The sequence below is a fragment of the Macrococcus sp. 19Msa1099 genome, from assembly GCA_019357535.2.
Classification (GTDB): domain Bacteria; phylum Bacillota; class Bacilli; order Staphylococcales; family Staphylococcaceae; genus Macrococcoides; species Macrococcoides psychrotolerans.
The window spans coordinates 1453651-1474982 of the sequence record CP079955.1 but is presented as its reverse complement, the minus strand read 5'-3'; the positions used below and the strand labels follow the sequence as shown (position 1 = coordinate 1474982).

The window sequence follows — 21332 nt, the reverse complement described above, 5'->3', positions numbered from 1 at the left end:
ACGAACTTTTCGCGAACTTTTCACGAACAAAAAATGAACACTTTTATGATTAGAACGTGGTAATATTATATTGTAGAGAAATATATCAAGGGCGCGGGCTATATGCTTGTGTCCTTTTTATTTGGTGGTGAAGCAATGGCGAGCAAGTCTGAGAGTGTATGTGCTTATCCTGGATGCAGTAGAACTACGAGTGGGAGATACTGTGAGGTACATAGTGATACTGCTAAACAGAAACATAAGGATTATGATCGTGAACGTACAGACCAGCAAGAGGTAAGCTTCTATAACTCGAAGCAATGGAAAGATGTTAGAGCTGCTGTACTTCAACGTGACTTCTATTTATGTCAGCAATGTAAACGTCAGGGCATTACAACCTTTGGCAACATAGTGCATCACATAGTAGAGCTTAAGGATGACTGGTCACTGAGACTAGACATGAACAACCTAGAGACTGTGTGCAGTGCATGTCACAACCAAGAGCATACCAAGACAAAGAAGGGCCTTCATACAAGTACTAAGAATCATGTAATAGTCGTTGTTGGATTGCCTGGAAGTGGTAAGAGTACCTTTGTTTATAATAACTGTGATAAAGAGAAAGACATAGTTATAGATATGGACGAAATAATCTCAACAATGACATTTAAACCAATTCATGATAGAACTCTAAATGCATATGATTCAATCGAAATGGTAAACGATATGATTAAAGCTGTTATAGATAATCTAACATTAGAAAAATACAAGTTCAAAAGGATTTGGTTGATTAGATCAACACTAAGCACATCAGAATCGAATAAGCTTAAACGTATCAACTGTAAATTTGTACACATTATCAGACAAAGAAGTTTGTGTGAACATACAGTAGAAGTTGCAGGCAGAACGATTCAAAGCAATGTATTTACTCAGATTGAAGACAACATAAACAAAATGAAACAGATTTTAAAAGTGGAAGAGTATGAAGCTTATGAAAAAATAAAATTTTAATTCACACCCCCCACCTTAAATCTCTGAGAAAAACCGTCAAAACAACGGCGCCCCAGTCAAACGCACACAAAATTCGCTCAAAAAAATCTCAGTATAGCAAAAAAGGGAGGTGCATTACATGGGAAATCAAGCACAACCAATCGATTTACAATTAATACATGGCAATAAGAATCGAAGAACTAAAGCAGAAATAGAAAAGCGTAAAAAAGCTGAAGAAGCATTGAAAGCTGCAAAAGATAAACTGAAACCTCCTACCTGGTTAGATAAGTTGGCCAAGAAAGAATTCAAATATATTGTGGATCAGATGTCAGAGCTAGACGTATTAAATAATCTTGATGCTCATGCATTGTCAATGTACTGTGATGCATACTCTAACTATGTTGAGATAACTAAGCTTATTAATGAAACAGGTTTAGCTAGACGTGTCGTTGTTGATTACACAGAGGACAATGAGCCTATCTATGAATTGGTGATGGATAAAGAAGCGATACTAAGGAAAAAGCAATTCTATGATCAGGTAAGACAGTTAGGTATTCAGTTTGGTTTTACACCTTCTGCAAGAGCAAAAATGGCACTTGCACAAGCAAAGGCAGAAATTGAAAAAGAAGATGATGACTTTGAGGATGTGTAATGATGGAATTAAAAAACTATCTTATTAAATACTCAAATGATGTATTAAGCGGAGATATAATCGCTTGTGAAAAACACAAGTGGGCATGTCTTCGCTTTTTAAGTGACCTAGAAAGAGAAAAACTTAAGCAATTTCCATATGTATTTAACGAAGAAAAGGCATTGAGATTTTTAAAGTGGATGACAAAGTTCAAGCATACTAAAGGCCCATTACGTGGGACACCAATCGTACCTAATCCAATTCAAATATTCATATTTTCAAATATATATGGCTGGGTTCATTATCAGACTGGATATAGACGATTTTCGTTAGCATACTGGCAAGTCGCCCGTAAAAATGCAAAATCACAATCATTATCTTGTGTAGGATCATATGAAGCTAGTGCGCTTGGTGAAGGTATGTCGGAAGTATATATCGGTGCTACGAAAAAAGAGCAAGCAAACATTATTTATAATGAGCTATCTAAACAAATAAAGCAATCTGAATTCAGAGATAAGTTTGAAGCTAAATATGGCCGTATTGTTCATTTAAAATCAGACTCAACAATAAAATCATTATCAAAAGAGGATAATAAAAAAGGTGATGGATTTAACCCGCAATGTGGATTGATAGATGAGTATCATCTTCACGATACGACAGAAGTATATGACGTAATCCTAACTGGTATGGGAGCTCGTTCTCAACCTTTAATGTTTATCATTACAACTGCTGGTAATGATTTGAATAAACCATGTTATACAGTTGAATATGATTATGTCTCAAAAATATTAAATCCTAATATCCCTATAGAAAATGATAACTACTTTGTGATGATAAACGAGTTAGATAAAGGTGACGATATACGTGATGAAAAGAATTGGCCAAAAGCGAATCCGATTGCAGCATCTCACGAAGAAGGTATGAACTACTTAAGAAAAATGTTGAAGCGGGCATTAGATGTACCTTCATACATGAAGACATATCTTACTAAGAATATGAATATATGGGTAGATGCAAAAGATAACGGATATATGAAGATGGATAAGTGGAACGCTTGTGGCCAAGAAGTGCCGAATAATTTAGAAGGAAGAGAATGTTATGTCGGTGTCGATTTATCGAAGAAAATTGACTTAACCTCTGTTAGCTTTGTATTTCCTAATCCAGACGGGACATATGACGTTAGATCACATTCATTCTTACCTGAAGAAGCGTTAAAAGAAAGAGAAAATACTGATAAAGTACCTTATTCAATGTGGGTAGAAGATGGTTATTTGACAGCGACACCAGGGGACGTAGTCGATTATAACTATATAGAACACTATGTAGATATAATTGCTAAAGAAAATGGTTGGAAAGTATTAGAGATAGATTTTGACCCATACAATGCAACGCATTTCTCCTCTAATATGCAATATAAAGGCTATAAGACGGTTGAAATATCTCAGACTATGAAAGTGTTAAGCGAGCCGACTTCGTTCTTTAGGGAGTGTGTTTTTGAAAGAAAAGTAAGACATGATAATAACCCAGTTTTAACTTGGGCTGTTTCAAATGCGATTGAAAAATCAGATGCACAAGGAAATATTATGTTGGATAAACAGAAGTCAAAAGACAGAATTGATCCGATTGCTTCAACAATATTCGCATTTGTCAGAGCAATGGTTGATGAGGGACCTTCAATTAATGATCATATCGCTAGTCAGGAATTTACCTTTTAGGTGGTGGCCAGATGTTAGAAAAATTATTAAGAATTATATTGCTATTTTTAGATGACATGTTGCTTATTGCAGGCATGTCATTAATTGTTTCTGCTGCATTTATTATTGGAATCGTATATGGATTAGTTATTGCTGGAGTAATGCTGATTACTCTAGCTTATTTGATAGGTAGAAAGAGGTGAGTAAATGTTATTTAGCAGTAGAAAATCATTAAATGTAAATAATGAAATATATACTGGCAGTCAAAATTGGTTCAATACAATGTTTAATTCTGATATATCTTCAAAGATTACTGAAGATACAGCAATTAAAACAAGTGAAGTTTATACATGTATTAAAGTTCTTGCTGATGATATTGCAAAATATCCCATATCAGTTAAGCAAAAAGCGAATAATAAGTTAACAACAGAATATACGCATCCAGTTCATATTTGCTTGAATAAGCAACCGAATAAGAATATGACACCATTTGTATGGAAACGTCTTATGATTTTTCACATGATGTTATATGGTAACGCATATAACGTGATCATGAGAAATAATAAAGGTGAAGTGACTGAGATATTACCTCTAAGCCCATTAACGACTTCTAAACAATACGATAGAGATAATGCGAAATACGTATATTTCACAACGTTAAATGGTAAGCATTACAAAATAGATACGGATGATGTGCTGCACTTTTTAGAACTTAGTTTTGATGGTCATGTTGGTCTCTCACCTATAGAGGTCATTAGAGAGAATTTAGCAACGAATATTGGCGGAAATAAGCACCAAGCAAAATTTTATCAAAAGAGTGCTATTCCAAGAGGTATCTTAAAAAGTACTGAAATTGTTAGCCCTGAAAACAAAAAGAAATTACGTGAAGCCTGGTACGAAGTAAACAATGAAGAAGATGTTGCGATTGTTGATGGTGGATTAGATTTCAGTACAATCACAATTCCACAAAAAGATGCACAATTCATTGAGTCAATGAAATTTAACAAGCTACAGATTGCTGGTATCTATAAAGTGCCACCGCATAAAATTGGTGAGTTAGATCGTGCGACATTCTCTAATATTGAACAACAGTCATTACAATACGTTATTAATACGATTCTTCCTATAGTAACCAACTTTGAACAGGAATGTAACGTTAAATTGCTGAATATCGTTGATGAAACAGAAAATCGTTACTGTAAGTTCAATCTTGAAGCGGAACTACGTGGAGACAGTGAGTCAAGAGCGAAGATGTATGAAACAATGCAACGCATTGGAGCCTATAATATAAATAACATATTAGATCTTGAAGATATGCCTTTACTTGAAGATGAATTAGGTGACATGCATTTTGGTAACTTGAACTTAGTTCCACTAGATATTATGCGAGAGTACCAGTTATCTAAAGCTAAAGGCAGCAAATCTGATAGTAAAGGAGGTGATAATCAAAATGCCGACTAAATTCTATTCGATGAAAGTATTAAACGAAAGTACAGCAGAAATTGATATTTATGGTGCGATTGAGTCTGAAGGATGGTTTAGTGAAAGTTCAGCAAAAAGATTCAACAACGAATTAAAGGAACTTGGAGATGTAAGTAAGATTTACTTAAACATTAACAGTCCAGGTGGTGACGTATTTGAGGGACAAGCGATTTATTCAATGCTTAAAAGACATAAAGCTCATATTGTTGCTCGTATTGATGGATGCGCTGCCTCCATAGCAAGCGTAATCGCAATGGCTGGTGATACTGTTTCGATGCCGAACAACGCAATGTTAATGATTCATGATCCTTGGACGTTTGCGATTGGGAACAGTCGTGAAATGCGAAAAGTTGCAGATGACTTAGATAAGATTAATGAATCTATCGTGAATACTTATCTAAACAAGACAGATGGTAAAACAACTGAAAGTAATATCAGAACGATGATGCAAGAAGAAACGTGGTTAAGTGCGGATGATGCACTTAAATATGGATTTATCGATGAAATTACAGAAGAAGTTAAAGTTGCTGCATCTATTGATAAATCATTTGCAGAGCGTTATAAGAATGTCCCTAAAAACCTAATGAGAAACGATGAATTAGAATCTGAAAAAGCTAAGGCATACGCTCAAATTATTGAGTTAGCCAAACGATAGCTACGAGGTGATCTAAATATCTCGACACAAGTTACGTCGTTAAATAATTACTCAATGGCATGTCATTTTTGACGATGCTTATTTTTTATGCAATTTACATCAAAAAACAATATAAATTGGAGGAAAAGAGATGAAATTAAAAGATTTACAAGCATTACGTGCTAAAGCTTTAGATGAAGCAACTGAAGCAGTAGACAGTGGAGATATGGAAACTTATAAAGCGAAGTATGAAGAAGCAGAGAGTTATTTAGCGCAAATTAATGCTTTAAACGATTTAGAACAAGCTAAAAATATTAATACAGTAGTAGATTTCAATGTGATGCCGGGTTCTGAATCAAAAAAAGAAGTACAAAATGAACTTAAAGCATTTGCTAACTATATGAGATCTGGAGAAGTTTCTGCCGCAATGGTAGAAAAGACTGATGAAGATGGTGGATATATCGTACCTGAAGACATCAGCATGAAGATTAATGAATATAAACGTAACTTCGAGTCTTTAGAAAACTTGGTTAATGTAGAACCGGTAAGACGTCCTAAAGGTTCACGTTTATATGAAAAGTTAGGAGACATGACTCCATTTGTTGCGGTTGAAGAAATGGGTGAGATCCCTGAAATTGATGGTCCTAAATTTGAACGTATCGTGTATGACATCAAAAACTACGCTGGTATCTTACCGATGTCGAACGACTTAATCCAAGATAGCGATGAAAATGTTATTGATTATGCTGCTCGTTGGGGTGCACGTAAATCTGTAGTGACTCGTAACTCACTTATCTTAAATGTTATTAAGACTTTAAGTGCAGTAACACTTAAAACAACAGATGATATTAAGAAAGCAATGAATGTAACGTTAGATCCTTTATTCTTAACAACTTCTGTTATCGTTACAAACCAAGACGGTTTTAATTATTTAGACACTTTGAAAGATAAAGATGGAAAATACTTAATGCAACCACTTGTTACTGATCCAAGTAAACAACAAATCTTTGGTAAAGAAGTGAAAGTAATCGGTAATAAATTCTTACCTTCAGAAGGTACTGTAGCACCTTTAATTATCGGTGACCTTAAAGAAGCGGTAACGTTATTTGACCGTCAGCAACAGTCTATTTTAACAACAAATGTCGGTGGTAAAGCATTCACTCGTAACTCTACGGATATGCGATTCATCGAACGTGAAGACGTTAAATTAGTAGATAAAGCAGCTGTTGTATACGGTAAGCTTGATACTGCTGTAATTGAAACAGTTTAGGAGTGAATAATTATGGAAGTGACATTGCTTGAAGAAGTTAAAGAATTTTGCAAAATTGACGGAGATGAAGAGGATGTCACTCTCAATTCATTGATTGAAGCGGCTAAACTCTTCATCTTGTCAAAAACAAATTATCGTTTCGGATTTTTCAAAGATGTTATGGAACAACCTATGGAAAATCAACAAGCTATACTTGCTTTAAAAATGTTAGTGATGCACTGGTATGAGAATAGGGAGCCTACAGGACAAGCAGAATTAATTACTTATTCGCTCAATGCTTTAATCATTCATTTATCCATTGAATATGGTGGGTTTAAATATGAAACCATATAGAAAAGTAAATGAAAAAGTAGGTAGATTAGATAAAAGAATTACTATCATCACTACTAACGATGTATCAGAAGATGGTTGGAATAATAACGAAGAAACTGTATTTCACAAGTGCTGGGCGCAATTAGTCGATATTCGAACGAGAGATTATAATTCTGCAGTTCAAGTTGGTACTGAAAATCAAATCTATTTTAGGATTAGGTTTAAAGAAGGTATCACAACTGATATGAGTATTCGTTACAAAGATGAACATTACTCAATCGTTGATATGTTAGATAAGGATGAACGATTATCATACATGTATATCGTTGCAAAGCGTACAACGTTATGAGTTTAAAGACATCTGGCTTTGATAATGCTAACTTGAATAAGTTGCTAATGAATATCAATGGCGCACGTAACAAAGTGGTTCAAGCAGGCGCAGAAGTACAGTTTAAAGCTATTAAGAAAGATATCTTTGTCGATACAGGTAAAGCGAGAGATAGACTTGTAATAGGTAAACCACATCAAAGAAATGGTGAAACGATAATTAAAATTGGTTGGCCAGAAGGTAGTAAGGTTGAATATAGGGCTCATTTTGTCGAATGGGGTACAGTTCATCAGAAACCACAAATGAAAATAACGAATGCAGTAAAAATCTCAATGGAAGATAAAAAAAGAGCAATGAATACTGTTATGAGAAGGGAGTATGGTTTGAATGGATGATCCATATAAATTTATTAGGGATATTATCGTTTCCAATAGTGAAATCATTAAAATGATTCCGTCAAGTAATATCAGAAATGTAGATATTCCTGAAACTTTGAAAAGTTCTCCGCCATACATCAGAATAACATTATTAGATGCTCCTGATTTATCTTTCGGAGATGGTGAAATTAGAGCAGCAGGATATTATTTTCAAGTTGATATATGGCAAAAAACAGGTTTATTAACTTTAGGTAATAAGATTAAGAAATTGCTTAAGCAAAATGACTTTAGTTGTGTTGATTTTTTAGAAGCACACACAGAAAAGGTATCAGATAACGTCACGCTATATAGAGATGCGAGACGTTATTTTTATGCATACGAATTAAAAGAAGAAGAAATTTATTAAAAAATAGGAGGATTTATATATGCCATTAGTAAAAATTACAGAAACATTAGGTTCAACAGTAAACATTAGCGGTTTTCACTTTGCAGAATTAACGACAGATGAAGCAGGTAAAGCACCAGTATATGGTGAAATTAACCATATTCGCGGAGCACAAGATATCAAAGTAAACCCTAGTGAAGATATGATTGAGAACTGGGGAGATGGAGAAGTTCAAGAGTCTGCAGTATCTCAAGGTAAGACTAAAGTAGATTTACAAGCATTTGCGATTCCGTTGGAAACACGTGCATTTCTTGCAGGTTTAGAAGTAGATGAAGATGGATTGGTTACAAAACATGGTGGTGTTTTGAATCCACCTACAGTTGGAGCAGTATTCTATAAAGAACGTAAAAACAAAGACATCGAATGTGTTGCGCTATTGCGTGGAGTATTCCAAGTAGAAGGAGACCAAGGAAAAACTGCTGACGATAAGATTGAATTTGGTAATCAATCAATCACAGGTGAGTTCTCTGGACGTATTTCAGATGGTTTAGTTGAACATCGTAAATATATCAAGAAAGATGATTACGAAAAATTAGACGCATTCTTTACTAAAATATTTGGAAAAGCTGCACCAGTTACAGCAACGCCTAAGGGTTGGAAAGCACGTACTATTTAATAGTTAGGAGGAAAATTTTATGACGACTAAGAAAACTGAAACAGAATCGACAACAACTAAAACTGAAAAGAAAGATGAATATGTTGTTGTTATTCCATTTTACGATGCTGAAGACAAACGTAAGGAATATTTAATTAATGATCCATATCCTAAACCAGCAAGTAAAAAAGCAACTCAAAAACGCATTGATCAATTATTAAAGCATGAAAATGGTAAATCATATATTCGTAAGAAGTAAAACATCAGGGGACTTGTTCCCCTTTTATTTTGGCCAAAATAAAAGGAAAAGAGGAATTTATAATGACAGAAGAATTAAATTTAGAACAAGAAGTAGAAAAGGACTTTTTAAAGGAGATTACATTAGTTAATTCAGCAGGTGCAGAGCGTACAATTACAGCACCTAAAGTTATCCCAGGGCGCGTGTATCGTAAAGCAATTTCACTAGGATATAAAGAACGTAAATTAACTTATAAGAATGATGGAAAAGGGAAATACGAATTAGACGAAGAAGGTAACTTTATTCCAGAACGATTCACTGAAGAAAAAGAACTTGAATTACTAAATATTTACGAAGAATTTATTGTTGAATACTTTAACAATCAATTCACTGTAGAAGATTTACAAGATGGATTAGATGCACGTGTTTATCAAGAAACATTGTTACATGCATATCATAGTGCGTTGGGAAACCGTACGGTACCAGTGAAGAAATAAGCGATGAAGATATTGAAGATGTAAATCTTGATGATGTTGTGAGGATGTTTGATAAAAATATTGCAGTCATTGCTAAATATTTTAACACTTCTCCATTAGAGATTATGAATGGTGATTATCATTACTACATGTATCAATATAATCTAGCGATAGAAGATGAAGTTAATGCTTCAACTTCAAATAATAAAAAAGTCGAAAGCCTATTCGATGCATTCTAGTGAGTGCATTGAATAGGTTTATTTTTTTGAGAAAGGAGGATAAATATGAGCGTAATTGGTGAACCAATTGGTAAATCGGTTGTTGAAGTTGGTCTTGATGATAGTAAGTTAGTCAAAGGATTATCAAATTTAAATGCTCAAATGCGTTTAGCAGATAATACCTGGAAACAATCACTTTCAACATTTAAACAATCAGATAGATCAATTGAAAAATTATCTGTAAGTGTTAAAGGTATGAGTGATAAGTTAAAGGCACAATCTCAGATTGTTGAAGCACATAAGCAGAAAGTTGCTAAATTAACGAGTGAGTATGGCGAAACACATACTAAAGTAATTAAAGCGAATGCTGAATTAAAAAAACAAGAGGCGACATTTGGTAATTTAAAACGTTCTATCAGTGAAGTTACTAGTGAGATTGAGCAACTAAAGAAAGCAGAACAAATCAATAGTTCTCCATGGGGAAAAAGAAGTCAAGAACTACAACTTTATAGTGATAGACTTTCTGCTGTTGGAGATAAGATGACGAGTATCGGACAAAATATGTCTATGACTGTAACTGCTCCGATTGCTGCTGGATTTGGTGCAGCTGTTAAAACATCTATGGACTTTGAAGCACAGATGGATAGAGTTGGTGCTATTTCAGATACTACAGGTAGTAAATTTAATAATATGACAAAACTTGCTATGGAACTTGGTGCAAGTACTACGAAGTCAGCATCTGAAGTAGCAAAAGGTATGGAAGAAATGGCTGCAAAAGGCTATAATGCTAACCAAATTATGCAAGCTATGCCTGGTATTATTTCTGCTGCTGAAGCTTCTGGAAGTGATATGGCGCAAACTGCAGAAGTAATGGCTAGTGCTATGAATGCTTTTGGTATTGAAGCAGGGAAATCAGGACATGTTGCTGACGTTCTCGCTCAAACTGCAAATCAATCAGCAGCCGATATCACAGACATGCAATATGCACTTAAATATGCTGCAGCACCTGCACATTCTTTAGGCATGAGTTTAGAAGAAACAAGTGCATCTATTGGAATGATGGTCGATGCAGGTCTTAAGGGTGAGCAAGCAGGTACTACATTGCGTGGTGCGTTATTAGGTCTATTAGATCCGTCTGAGCAAAACTCAAAGACGATGGATAAAATGGGAATTGCAATCACTGATAATGAAGGTAACTTCGTTGGAATGTCTAAGCTTATTGGTAATTTACAAGAATCAATGGAAGGTATGACAGATACTCAAAAAGCAGCGACTTTATCTCAGCTCGTTGGAAAAGAAGCAGTTTCAGGTATGTTGGTCATGATGCAAAAGAGTCCTGAACAAATCGACAAAATGACAAATGCTTTAGAACAGTCAGATGGAGCATCTAAGAAAGCTGCAGATGCAATGATGGACAACTTAAAAGGCGCAGTCGAAGAGATGAAGGGTGCCTTTGAAACGTTAGGTATTCAAGTTGGCCAAGATTTAACTCCCATGATTAAAGGCCTTGCAGACGGTTTACAACGGGCAGCAACTAACTTCTCTGAAATGCCTAGTTGGGCTCGTAAAACTGCAGTTGGAATTGGCCTAGTTGCAGGTGCAACAGGTCCAGTTATATTAGGACTAGGAATTGTTGCAAAATCTGCAAGTACTGCAGCATCTGGTTTATCAAGGTTAACAGGAACATTTGCAAAGAATACTGTAGCAGCAGAAGTTAATGCAGCGGCAAATTTAGCAGCTGGAGCATCTATTGAAAAACAGGGTGGAAAACTTGGGAAGGTTACAGGATTATTCACTAATCTTAGTAAAGGTGCAACTGGTGCAGCAGGTTCTGTTGGTTTATTAGGTAGAGCAGGAAGTATTGCATCTAAAGGTATAGGGTTATTTGCTTCTGGTCCAGTGGGTATTGCAATTGGAGTTGTTGCAACTTTAGGAACAACCTTTAAATTTGCTTATGATCATATTGGATGGTTCCATGATGGTGTTGAAAATACAAAGAAATTGCTTGATGAAGTCGCATCAACAACAGACTTTGGTTGGGTTGGTGACTTAGGTAATGGTATAAAAGACGCAGGTAAATGGTTAGCTGATTCTACAGGTAAATTAGCTCGTTTTGGGTTTGAAATCAGTCCTATAGGCATGATTTCGAAAAATACTTTTAAAGTAGTAGATGAATCTGTAAAGAAAGCGACGGATACAGTAGATATTTATGGTAAAGGTGTAAGCAAGTCAACAAAGAAAGTGCTACAAGAATATACAGATCTCTCAATGAAAGCTTCTAAAAAACTTGAAGACCTTAAGATTAATCACAAGACAATCGGTGATCAACAATATAAAGAAGTTGTTTCTATTTATTCAAAGATTAATGATGATGTTACAAAAAAACTTGGTGAACGTCATAAAAGAGAAACTGATGGACTTAGAAAACTTTTGGTTGATACTAAAGGTATCTCTAATCAAGAAAAGCAAAGAATTGTTATTGAAGCGCAATCTGGGAATGCTGCAGAAGTTAAAGCTGCTAAAACGATAAATAAACAGATAATGGATATCTACAAAAAAGCTAAAACTGAAAAGCGTGCATTAACTCGTACTGAAGAAAATAAGATAGCTAACTTACAGAAACAAATGGATCAGAAAGTTGTTGCTTCATTAAGTAATAGTGAGAAAGAGCAAAGAATTATATTAGGAAGATTAAAGAGCAATAAGAAAACTCTTTCTATTCAAGCTGCATCTGAAGTGATTAAAGCGTCAGCTAAAGAACGTGATGAATCTATTAAGAATGCACGTAAAAAACGTGATAAAACGATAGATGAAGCAATATATCAACGAGATATTACAAAAAATATATCTAAAGAGCAGGCAGATAAAATTATTAAGGATGCTGAAAGACAGTATTCAGGTTCAAAGAAGAATGCAGAAAAGCAACATAAAAGTGTCGTAGATGAAGCTAAAAAGCAAAATAAAGGTGTTAGAACAGAAATTGATTCTCAAACTGGACGTGTATTAACTCAGTGGGAAAAAACAAAGAAAAATGTAAGTTTATCAGCTTCGTTTTTGACATCATATGTGAATAAGCAATTCAAGAAGTCTTATGAGAACACTTCGAAATGGATGTCTGAAACTAAGAATTCAATTGGTAAAAAGTGGTCAGAGATTAAGACGAATGTGTCAAACTTTGCAGAAGATACAAAAAAAGCTGCAGTAGATAAATTTGAATCTATGTATGATGGAGCAACAAAATGGGTAAGTAACATCGGTAAATTTATTACAGATTCAAAAAAGGGGATCACTGATAAAGCGTCTAGCATGGGTAAAAGTGTTGCGAATGGAGCGATCGGTGGACTTAATGGCATGATTGATGGAATTAACTCAATTTCATCAAAGATTATGGACAAAAACTTATTAAGTAAAATTCCAAAACTATCAACAGGAACAGTTAAAGATGGTGCTATTGCCAAACCAACACTCGCAGTTGTGGGAGATAGAGGGCCTGGAAATGGTCCTGGTGGATTTAAGAGAGAAATCATACATCGTGCTAACGGTGATATGGAACTCACACCTGCAACTGATACATTAGTACATCTTAATAAAGGTGATAAAGTTTATAACGGAACACAGACGCATAGCTTAATGCAAAAAGGTTTGATTCCAAGATTTAGTATCGGTACTGCTATTAAAAGTGGATGGGAAAATACTATGGAGTTCGGTTCCACAGTAAAAGAATCTGTAGTAGATGCATCAAAAATGGTAGGAAAGATTGCTGGAGACGTTTTCGAATATATCGAGAATCCAAGTAAACTCGTAGATATAGTATTAGGTAAGTTAGGAAGCGTTTTTGATAACGTGGGGGGTATAACTGGAGATCTCGGAAAGTCTGCATTTACATCAATTAAAAATTCATTAGTTAGTAAAGTTAAAGAATGGCTTGAAGAATTTAGTGGCGGGGATGTAGATGGTAGTGAGATTCTTAATTGGCCGAAAACAACACCGTATAGTCCGAATAGTCCAGTGCCAGGATATCCTGCATCTTTTAACGGAGGACGACATTACGGTATCGACTTAGGTATACCATCAGGAACAACAATTCATGCGCCGACAAGTGGTACTGTTTCACAACAATATAACTACGGTGGTGGTATTGTAGCACGCCTGATATCTGGTAAAATCGCTCAATACTTTCTGCATTTAAGTAAAGTATTGAAAAAAGGGCCAGTTAAACAAGGTGATGCAATCGCTAAGTCTGGTAACTCAGGAGCATGGACAACTGGTGATCACTTGCACTATCAAGTAGAAAATCCAGCTTCTTCAGAACTGACGAATAGAAATACTATGGATCCAGTAGCATTCCTAAAATCAAAAGTTTCTAGTGGAAAAGATACTGCGAGTAAAAGTTGGGCAAGCGAGATAAGAAGAGCAGCAAGTCAGATGAAAGTTAAAATAACAGATGGTGATGTTCGAAATATTTCAGCTCAAATTAATAGAGAGTCAAGTGGTAATCAGAATATTGTTCAATCATCATCAGTGTGGGATAAAAATACTGCAAGTGGTAATCCTGCTCAAGGTTTATTACAGTATATCCCTCAAACATTTAGAGCATACGCTGTACCAGGTCACACCAACATTAGAAGTGGTTATGATCAATTATTAGCATTCTTCAATAATTCAAATTGGAAAAGTGATAATCCTGGAGGAAGAAGTGGATGGAGCCCAAGTGGTGTAAAGCGTTTTGCAAATGGTGGATTTGTAAAAGATGAAAGTTATATTGCAGGTGAAGAGTATGAAGAAGCTATCATACCAATGGACCCAAAGAGAAGAAATAGAGCTAATCAACTATTAGCAGAAGCTAATTATAAAGTGAATGGACCTATTAAGCTTTCAAAAGGTACTTCCAATAAAACGCATAGAGTTAAGTGGGGAGACACACTTTGGGATATATCGCGTAAGAATGGTACGACTGTTAAAGCGTTACAGCTTTTAAATGGAATTAAAAATCATTTGATTTATCCTGGCCAAATCATCAAACTAACGGGTTCTATTACTAATTTAAGTAACAATGTATCTAAACAGACTAAAGCACAAACGAAGTCGAAAGTTTCAACTTCTTATATCAGTAGAGCACAAGCACTTTATAATACCGGTAGATTTATTCTTAATAGAGGTAAATCAAGTAATAAAGTTACTGGTAAAGATGATGTTAATCTTGGTACTTTGATAATGAATAACACTAAGAATTTAGGTTCATTATCGCTTGAAGCTGCACAAAAGAATATAGATACCATTGTTAAAAAGATAAATTCTATGATTACTTCAAGCACCGGTAAGATTTCTAGTTTAAATAATAAGATTAGTAAATCTACAAACAAGAAGACGATCGCTAATGCTAGAAATGATATACAGTCATATAAAGCGCAGATTGCTAGTCTTAAAAAATTAAAGCAGAATGAAGTATTAAAAACGAATTATCTTAAAAATTTAATTAAAGAAAAATCAAGTTTAACTGCTAAACTTAATCAACGAACAGAAGAAGGAAAGGCATTACAAGAAGAAAAAACAAATTATCGTTCTTCTATAGCGAGTAACTTACAAAACTATGCAGGGTTCGGTGTTGCAAAAGGGCATACATCAAGGGACTTTGTTTCTTTCATGAAGTACAGATTAAGTAAGATGAAAGAATACGCTTCTAATGTTCGCAAACTTAAAAGTATGGGATTAGATCCAATTCTTTTAAGAGAGTTATTAGCTGGTGGTATCGAGAACTCTATGCCTCGTGTATCAGCATTAGTAAAAGGTGGCAAAGGATATATTGGTCAGATTAATACATTACAAAAATCTATTAATACTGAAGTAAATAAAATATCTAGTGAGCAAGCTAACTTTGGATATAACAGTGATGTTAATGCTAATAATAAACAAATTCAAACATTGAAGAATCAACAAAAGAAAATCGACAAAAAGAAAGTCGTTTATCTGAATGAGCGTAAACGTATTACTAAGTCTAATGTAAAAGCTAATCCGAAGAAACCTATAGGTAATACTTCACGTACTGTAACTACAATGCGAACACATAATATCAAGTGGGGAGATACTTTGGGGCATATTGCTCAAAGGTATGGCACTACAGTAAATGAACTTAAGAAAGCTAATAACCTTAAGTCAGATATGATTTATGCAGGCAGAACGCTTAAAGTACCAACGAAAAAAGTAGTTCAGTTACCGAAAACGCAAACGGCATTAGATAAATCTACTAAATATATCATGGACACTGCAAAGCGTTATCAGTTAGTTAATAACTCTAGCAAGCTGAATAATCTGCAGAAACAACTCAACAAGATTAAGTCAGATAAAGATAAGAAAAATGATGTAGTGATTACGAAGTTAGAAAAAACGCTGCGAGACTTAACTAAAAAATATGACAAGCAAGACGATGTAGTTAAATTACTTCAACAACTTGTCAATAAAAACCCTGATATCCTTTTAAATGGTGTCAAGCTTACGAAAGAAATGGATAAATTGTTAGCAACTAATTCAAAGATTAATGCAAGGAGGAAAGCACGATGAGAATAAAATCAACAGGATTCACTTATAATAATAAACATTCATCAGCATTTGATATCCGTATTACGGATATCAATCTTCCTTTGCCTGAATCTAAAGAAATAAGAGAGACAGTTCCTCATATGGATGGAGATTATGATTTCACTAATGCATATGGTCCTACAAAGTTTAATAATCGTAAAATCACAATTGATGGTTTTGTAATACCTGAAATCAATCAACGTATGATGCAATTGAAACGTGAAATTGAAACCTGGCTTTATAATGTTGGATGGCTAGAACTAACCGTTGATTATGATGAAGAGCATTACTATATTGCAAAATGTAATTCTTGTACATGTAAACTGAATGTTAAAGAAAAACGTTTAGATATAAACATCGACTTTGAAGCTAAACCAAAAGCGATAAGTAAGTTAGATGGTAAGGCGGTGCTTTAATGTATACTGTGAATTTAAAACGATTTGATAATACGGATAAAGTGACAATTTGGGACTATAGAAGAGATGATAATATTATGAAGTCTGGAACGCTTGATAAAAGTGTGGATCAGATAGATGAGTTTAAATTTGAGCTTATTAATGATAGTCGTCAATTCGAGTCATTTTTAACACTCGTTGAAATAAAGAATGAATTAAAGAATAACATCGTATTCCGAGGGAGAATTTTAATACCGTCTCAGCATATGGCTGAGGATGGTATTTTTAATTCTGATTATACGGTTGAAGGTGCTGCTGCTTATATGCATGACAGTTATCCCTCTTATAAGTTTTTTGAGAGTGCGACTCCAAAATCATATATCACGTTTTTAGTTAATGAACATAATAAGCAAGTTGAATCATATAAACAGATAAAACTTGGTGCTGTAAATTTTACTATGAAAGAGCAGGTATCAGAAGCTGTAGAGTATGATACAACAAAATATGCATTCACTTATCTAGAGAAGACGATATGGCAGCATATTGTTGATGATTGTATTGGGCGCTGGGGTGGTGAAATATTAGTAAGATATGAAGCGGATGGAACTTATATTGATTGGTTAGATCCATTAGGCACAAAGAAAGATGCTGCTTTAAGAATTGGAAAGAATATTAAATCATTCTCTAAATCTATTGATCCAACAAATGTTGTGACACGTTTAATCCCATTGGGACCCGCAGAAGAAAGTGCTGCTGGGCAGTCGCAAAGATTAACCATAGTTGAAGACTCGCGAAGCGGCGGTAAGAATTACATTGATATACCTGAATTACAGAAGATATATGGTATTCAAAATGGTATAGAGATATTTGAAGACGAGTATACGCCAGACACATTATATAATGCTGCAAAAAGGAAGGTTGATGATATAAAGAAGAATTTAGTAAAGCAGCAAATGCAGATTAACTTACTTGATTTATCATATATCGGTATAGATCCAGATGAGTATGAACGAGGTCATCAATATGAAGTTTTCTTTGAACCTTTTGATGTTAAAGAGTGGGTGCGAATTATATCAACAAATGAAGATATCACCAATCCACATAATAAGTCAGTCGTTATAGGTGAAAAACCATTATCTATTGACGATGTGCAGAAATCTATAGCAGAACAAAGAACAAAGTTGTTACAAAGAAAACTCGATAACTTTAATCAGAAGTTAAATGACAGTATTTCAAATGTAAATACGATTGTACAAGACACATTAGACACTGAGTTACAGTATTATGAGAAAAAGATAATTAAAGGCGACATACCACCAACTAATGCAGTTAATGATGTATTTTGGTTAGATACCTCTAATCCTAACGTGCCTATTTTGAAAAGATACTGGGAAGGACAATGGATAAAAGCATCTGTAGATAATGTTGAGGATATTGGTGGTATCACAAGAGAGAAAGCCTTATTTAGTGAGTTAAGTAATACATTCATCAACTTAACAATTCAACATAGTAAGTTACTTAATGAAATGCACGAAGTAATGAACAGTGAGTATTTAGTTGATGAGGATATAAAGACATTATTAAACAGTAATCTTGATAAGACGGTAACAGTGTTCAATAACATCAAGACTAATCTTGAAAGTATGAATGAAGACACTGCAACAATCGGTAAATTGATAGATACACAAGCATTATTCTTAAAATATCGTGAACAGTTGCAGGCACTGTACAAAGTGATTGAACAGGCTAAACTATCAATCGATGCTAGATTCAAGTTATTACAGACACAATACACTGAAGAAAAATGGAACGATGCTTTAGATCAGTTAGTATCAATTGCTGCTGGATTAGAGCGTGATGAAAATGGTCGTGTCATAGGCAAGATTGATACGACAGAACAAATCAACAAAGTATTACAAGACGTAAAAGAAGACTATCTCAAAGACACTGTTCAACGTACAGAATACACATCTGACAAAGAAGGCATCGTTAATAAGATAGATGAAACCAAGTCTGAAGTGCTGAAAGAGAGTAATCAGATAGCTCAATCTGTATCAAAGAAAGTCTATGATAATGAAAGTAAGACGTTGAATCAAACATTATCACAATACATCAACAGTATCTCGACAGGGCATCAATTTACGTATGATGAAAACGGAAATATATCAGACTTCACAGTAGGTTCAAGTGGGATTAAGTTGAACGGTAGAGTAATCGACATGAACGATGGAGATGTCATTATCAAAAACGGTGTAACTACAATCACTGATGCCTATATTCCTAAGCTATTTAGTAAGAAAGCAACTATTGAATATCTTGATGCAATCGGAATTACAGCGAGAACGCTACAAGCTAGGGATAAACAGGCTAGTGTCAATATCGAGAACGGATCAATCACAATGAATCGTGATAATGGTGCCAGAATGGATGTTGGTTTAGATGGCATCCAAAGCTTTAACAGTGGCGGGTCGTTGCGTTTTAGTTTAACGCAAACATTAGTAACAACTTCCGCTGTAGGGACATCTGTAAGCAATGTCTATTTAGGTACAGCACCTACAGGAGAAGCTCGTGTTGTTGATATGAATGGCATACCGGGCGATGGTGCTATCGGAAGTTATGCTTACAGACCAATACGAACTTTAGCGATTAAATTCCCTTTGAAAGCGAATGGATATATAGGGCTTGATGGTGATGAATTAAGGGTAATGTCTGACGGTTTATTAGACGGTGGATATAAAGACGTAAGGGCTGCTGGTTTCTTTGGGAATACTTTAGATGTAAATACCTATGCAAATGGTACGCATTTGTATTTGAGACCAACCAGAGATGGTGAGGTTAAATTTACAAATATAGGAACGACTGATGTTTATACTAATACAAGAGCAGGTGGTACTTATACTACATTTGTAGATTTCAATGGACATGCTACAGGTGGACATTTATATTTAAGACCAAAAGGTGGTCATGAAGTTAAATTAACTTATACAGGAACGACTGATCAATTCGCTAGTCTACGCTCGAATGGTATTTACGTACCATGGATAGACTTCAATGGTCAAATTCCAGGATCACATTTGTATATTAGACCAGGTTCGGGTGGGGAAGTGAGATTCACCAGGACCGGAACGACTGACCAATTTATTAATATTAAGGCAAATGATGGTGACTTCAACCAGATTTCCTATAATAAATGGGTGCAAAAATCTAGAGAAGAATGGAAAACAGGCATTCGTAAGTGGGAAGTGAATGCTTCTGAAGTTCTTACTAATGAAGTAGATATTTATGAATTCTATTATAAGAATGACCTAGACTACCTTACTAGAGGTTCGGTTATTGGTGATGGTTATAAAGTTCCTGATTTCTGGCTCTCAAAAAGTAAGAACGGAATAGACAACACTTCTGTGATCTGGACATTAGCAAAAGCGTTACAGGAACAGATTGAAAAGAATAATAAACTAGAGAATAAAATAAATATTATTATGGAGATGATATAAGATGGAAATCAATGAAGTAAAACTAATAGCTAAGATTAATATACAATATGATAATCATAAGGAGAATAAATATTTATATAAATCAGCAGACCTAATATTCATATCTAATAACCTGGATGATTCATTATCTCTAACTGACTTGAAGACTGATTTTAATGGTTATGGGGAATTCGATGCAACGATAAAAACGATATATAGTATGCCTAAAAAAGATAGCTATAAAAATGAGAGTATTATCATCTTTTCTGTTGATGAACTTAATATCGAGTTCTATTTTTACTATGAAAGCAGGGAGTATCCTTTTGGAGAGGAAGAAAAATATTTTAGTTTAAAAAGTGAATACCATATAAACGCTAATAAATTAAATTCGGGAGGACAAAATAATGAATCAACAAAATAAAAAACCACAACGTAATTTAGAAAAAGAAGTGTCATTACTACAACAACAGCTTATGATAGCGTTATCTGATAAAGTAATGATTCAAGCAATGTTGGACGATGCTTTAGAAGAATTAGATCAAATTAAAAACGGTAATCAAGAAGTTGCAGAATAATCTGTAGCTTCTTTTTTATAAATAAAAACAGGAGGTCAAGTGGTAGAGGAAATGACAGAAGAAACATTATAAGAGGTGGTAAAAATGTGGATAACAATCGGAGGAATGGATTTGGAAAATATAGAGATGCTTAAAATTTATTTATATGGAGGGGATATCAGATTACTACACTTCTTATGTATATTGATGCTAGTAGACATCGTGACAGGTATCGCTAAAGCGGTGTATAACAAGAACTTATGGTCGAGAAAGTCATTATTCGGCTTTGCTAGAAAATTGATGGTATTCTGTATCATCGTATTAGCTAACGTGATTGATCAGATACTTCAATTGAATGGTGGATTGGTCATCGTCACGATTATGTTCTATATCGCAAATGAGGGACTATCTATTGTTGAAAACTGTGCACAGATGGGCGTATTGATCCCGACCAATATTTCGGAGAAGTTAGCCGTTATATTAAGCAATAACGATAAACAGTCAATCACAACTGAAGTGAAAGAAGAATTTACAGCTAAACATTCTAAAGACTTGCCAGGTGGACAGGTTGACGTAAGTGTTAAGGTTCAAGCTGAGAAGAACGAAGAAATACATTAAGGACAGCTCACTATGGGTTGTCTTTTTTAATACGAAATTAGAGGGAGAGATAA

General features: G+C 34.6%; 21 protein-coding genes. All 21 read left to right on the top strand.

Annotation, left to right across the window (positions count from 1 at the left end; genetic code table 11):
* Positions 1–102 precede the first annotated feature (102 nt).
* The 21 genes from KYI10_07655 (at position 103) to KYI10_07555 (ending at position 21279) form a co-directional block, all read left to right on the top strand.
* A complete protein-coding gene (locus KYI10_07655) occupies positions 103–984 on the top strand; it encodes an HNH endonuclease (GenBank protein ID QYA32260.2) in 882 nt (293 codons plus the stop codon).
* Positions 985–1093: 109 nt separating this feature from the next.
* Complete coding sequence (locus KYI10_07650; GenBank protein ID QYA32259.1) at positions 1094–1615, top strand: phage terminase small subunit P27 family; 522 nt, start codon at positions 1094–1096, stop codon at positions 1613–1615.
* A complete protein-coding gene (locus tag KYI10_07645; GenBank protein QYA32258.1) occupies positions 1615–3309 on the top strand; it encodes a terminase TerL endonuclease subunit in 1695 nt (564 codons plus the stop codon). The genes KYI10_07650 and KYI10_07645 overlap by 1 nt, the downstream gene beginning before the upstream one ends.
* An 11-nt stretch (positions 3310–3320) precedes the next feature.
* Positions 3321–3491: a hypothetical protein gene (locus KYI10_07640; protein ID QYA32257.1), complete on the top strand. Its 171-nt coding sequence runs from the start codon at positions 3321–3323 to the stop codon at positions 3489–3491.
* Between the two features lie 4 nt (positions 3492–3495).
* Entirely contained in the window at positions 3496–4749 is a 1254-nt protein-coding gene (locus tag KYI10_07635; protein ID QYA32256.1) for a phage portal protein, read from the top strand.
* Positions 4739–5425, top strand: coding sequence for a head maturation protease, ClpP-related (locus KYI10_07630; GenBank protein ID QYA33937.2), 687 nt, complete (start codon positions 4739–4741; stop codon positions 5423–5425). Before KYI10_07635 ends, KYI10_07630 begins: the two co-directional genes overlap by 11 nt.
* Positions 5426–5555: 130 nt before the next feature.
* A complete protein-coding gene (locus KYI10_07625) occupies positions 5556–6674 on the top strand; it encodes a phage major capsid protein (GenBank protein ID QYA32255.1) in 1119 nt (372 codons plus the stop codon).
* 12 nt (positions 6675–6686) lie between these two features.
* Positions 6687–7007 (top strand): head-tail connector protein, encoded by a 321-nt coding sequence (locus tag KYI10_07620; GenBank protein ID QYA32254.1) that lies wholly within the window; start codon positions 6687–6689, stop codon positions 7005–7007.
* Positions 6994–7335 carry a phage head closure protein gene (locus KYI10_07615; protein QYA32253.1) on the top strand — a complete coding sequence of 114 codons (342 nt, stop codon included), beginning with the start codon at positions 6994–6996 and terminating at the stop codon, positions 7333–7335. Before KYI10_07620 ends, KYI10_07615 begins: the two co-directional genes overlap by 14 nt.
* A gap of 32 nt (positions 7336–7367) precedes the next feature.
* Complete coding sequence (locus tag KYI10_07610) at positions 7368–7709, top strand: HK97-gp10 family putative phage morphogenesis protein (GenBank protein QYA32252.2); 342 nt, start codon at positions 7368–7370, stop codon at positions 7707–7709.
* Positions 7702–8097, top strand: coding sequence for a hypothetical protein (locus tag KYI10_07605; protein QYA32251.1), 396 nt, complete (start codon positions 7702–7704; stop codon positions 8095–8097). The genes KYI10_07610 and KYI10_07605 overlap by 8 nt, the downstream gene beginning before the upstream one ends.
* Positions 8098–8116: 19 nt before the next feature.
* On the top strand, positions 8117–8752 hold the full coding sequence (locus KYI10_07600; GenBank protein ID QYA32250.1) for a major tail protein: 636 nt from the start codon (positions 8117–8119) through the stop codon (positions 8750–8752).
* A 19-nt stretch (positions 8753–8771) separates the two neighbouring features.
* Positions 8772–8990, top strand: a complete 219-nt coding sequence (locus KYI10_07595) for a hypothetical protein (GenBank protein QYA32249.1) — start codon at positions 8772–8774, stop codon at positions 8988–8990.
* A gap of 62 nt (positions 8991–9052) precedes the next feature.
* On the top strand, positions 9053–9466 hold the full coding sequence (locus tag KYI10_07590) for a hypothetical protein (GenBank protein ID QYA32248.1): 414 nt from the start codon (positions 9053–9055) through the stop codon (positions 9464–9466).
* A 44-nt stretch (positions 9467–9510) separates the two neighbouring features.
* The gene (locus KYI10_07585; protein QYA32247.1) at positions 9511–9684 is read left to right on the top strand and encodes a hypothetical protein; all 174 of its coding nucleotides are present in this window, start codon (positions 9511–9513) and stop codon (positions 9682–9684) included.
* A 45-nt stretch (positions 9685–9729) separates the two neighbouring features.
* Positions 9730–16221, top strand: a complete 6492-nt coding sequence (locus KYI10_07580; protein ID QYA32246.1) for a phage tail tape measure protein — start codon at positions 9730–9732, stop codon at positions 16219–16221.
* On the top strand, positions 16218–16655 hold the full coding sequence (locus KYI10_07575) for a hypothetical protein (protein ID QYA32245.1): 438 nt from the start codon (positions 16218–16220) through the stop codon (positions 16653–16655). The genes KYI10_07580 and KYI10_07575 overlap by 4 nt, the downstream gene beginning before the upstream one ends.
* Entirely contained in the window at positions 16655–20128 is a 3474-nt protein-coding gene (locus KYI10_07570; protein ID QYA32244.1) for a phage tail spike protein, read from the top strand. The genes KYI10_07575 and KYI10_07570 overlap by 1 nt, the downstream gene beginning before the upstream one ends.
* Position 20129: 1 nt before the next feature.
* Positions 20130–20528, top strand: coding sequence for a hypothetical protein (locus tag KYI10_07565; GenBank protein ID QYA32243.1), 399 nt, complete (start codon positions 20130–20132; stop codon positions 20526–20528).
* Complete coding sequence (locus KYI10_07560; GenBank protein QYA32242.1) at positions 20512–20682, top strand: hypothetical protein; 171 nt, start codon at positions 20512–20514, stop codon at positions 20680–20682. Before KYI10_07565 ends, KYI10_07560 begins: the two co-directional genes overlap by 17 nt.
* A gap of 84 nt (positions 20683–20766) precedes the next feature.
* Positions 20767–21279 carry a phage holin family protein gene (locus KYI10_07555; protein QYA32241.1) on the top strand — a complete coding sequence of 171 codons (513 nt, stop codon included), beginning with the start codon at positions 20767–20769 and terminating at the stop codon, positions 21277–21279.
* Positions 21280–21332: the final 53 nt, after the last annotated feature.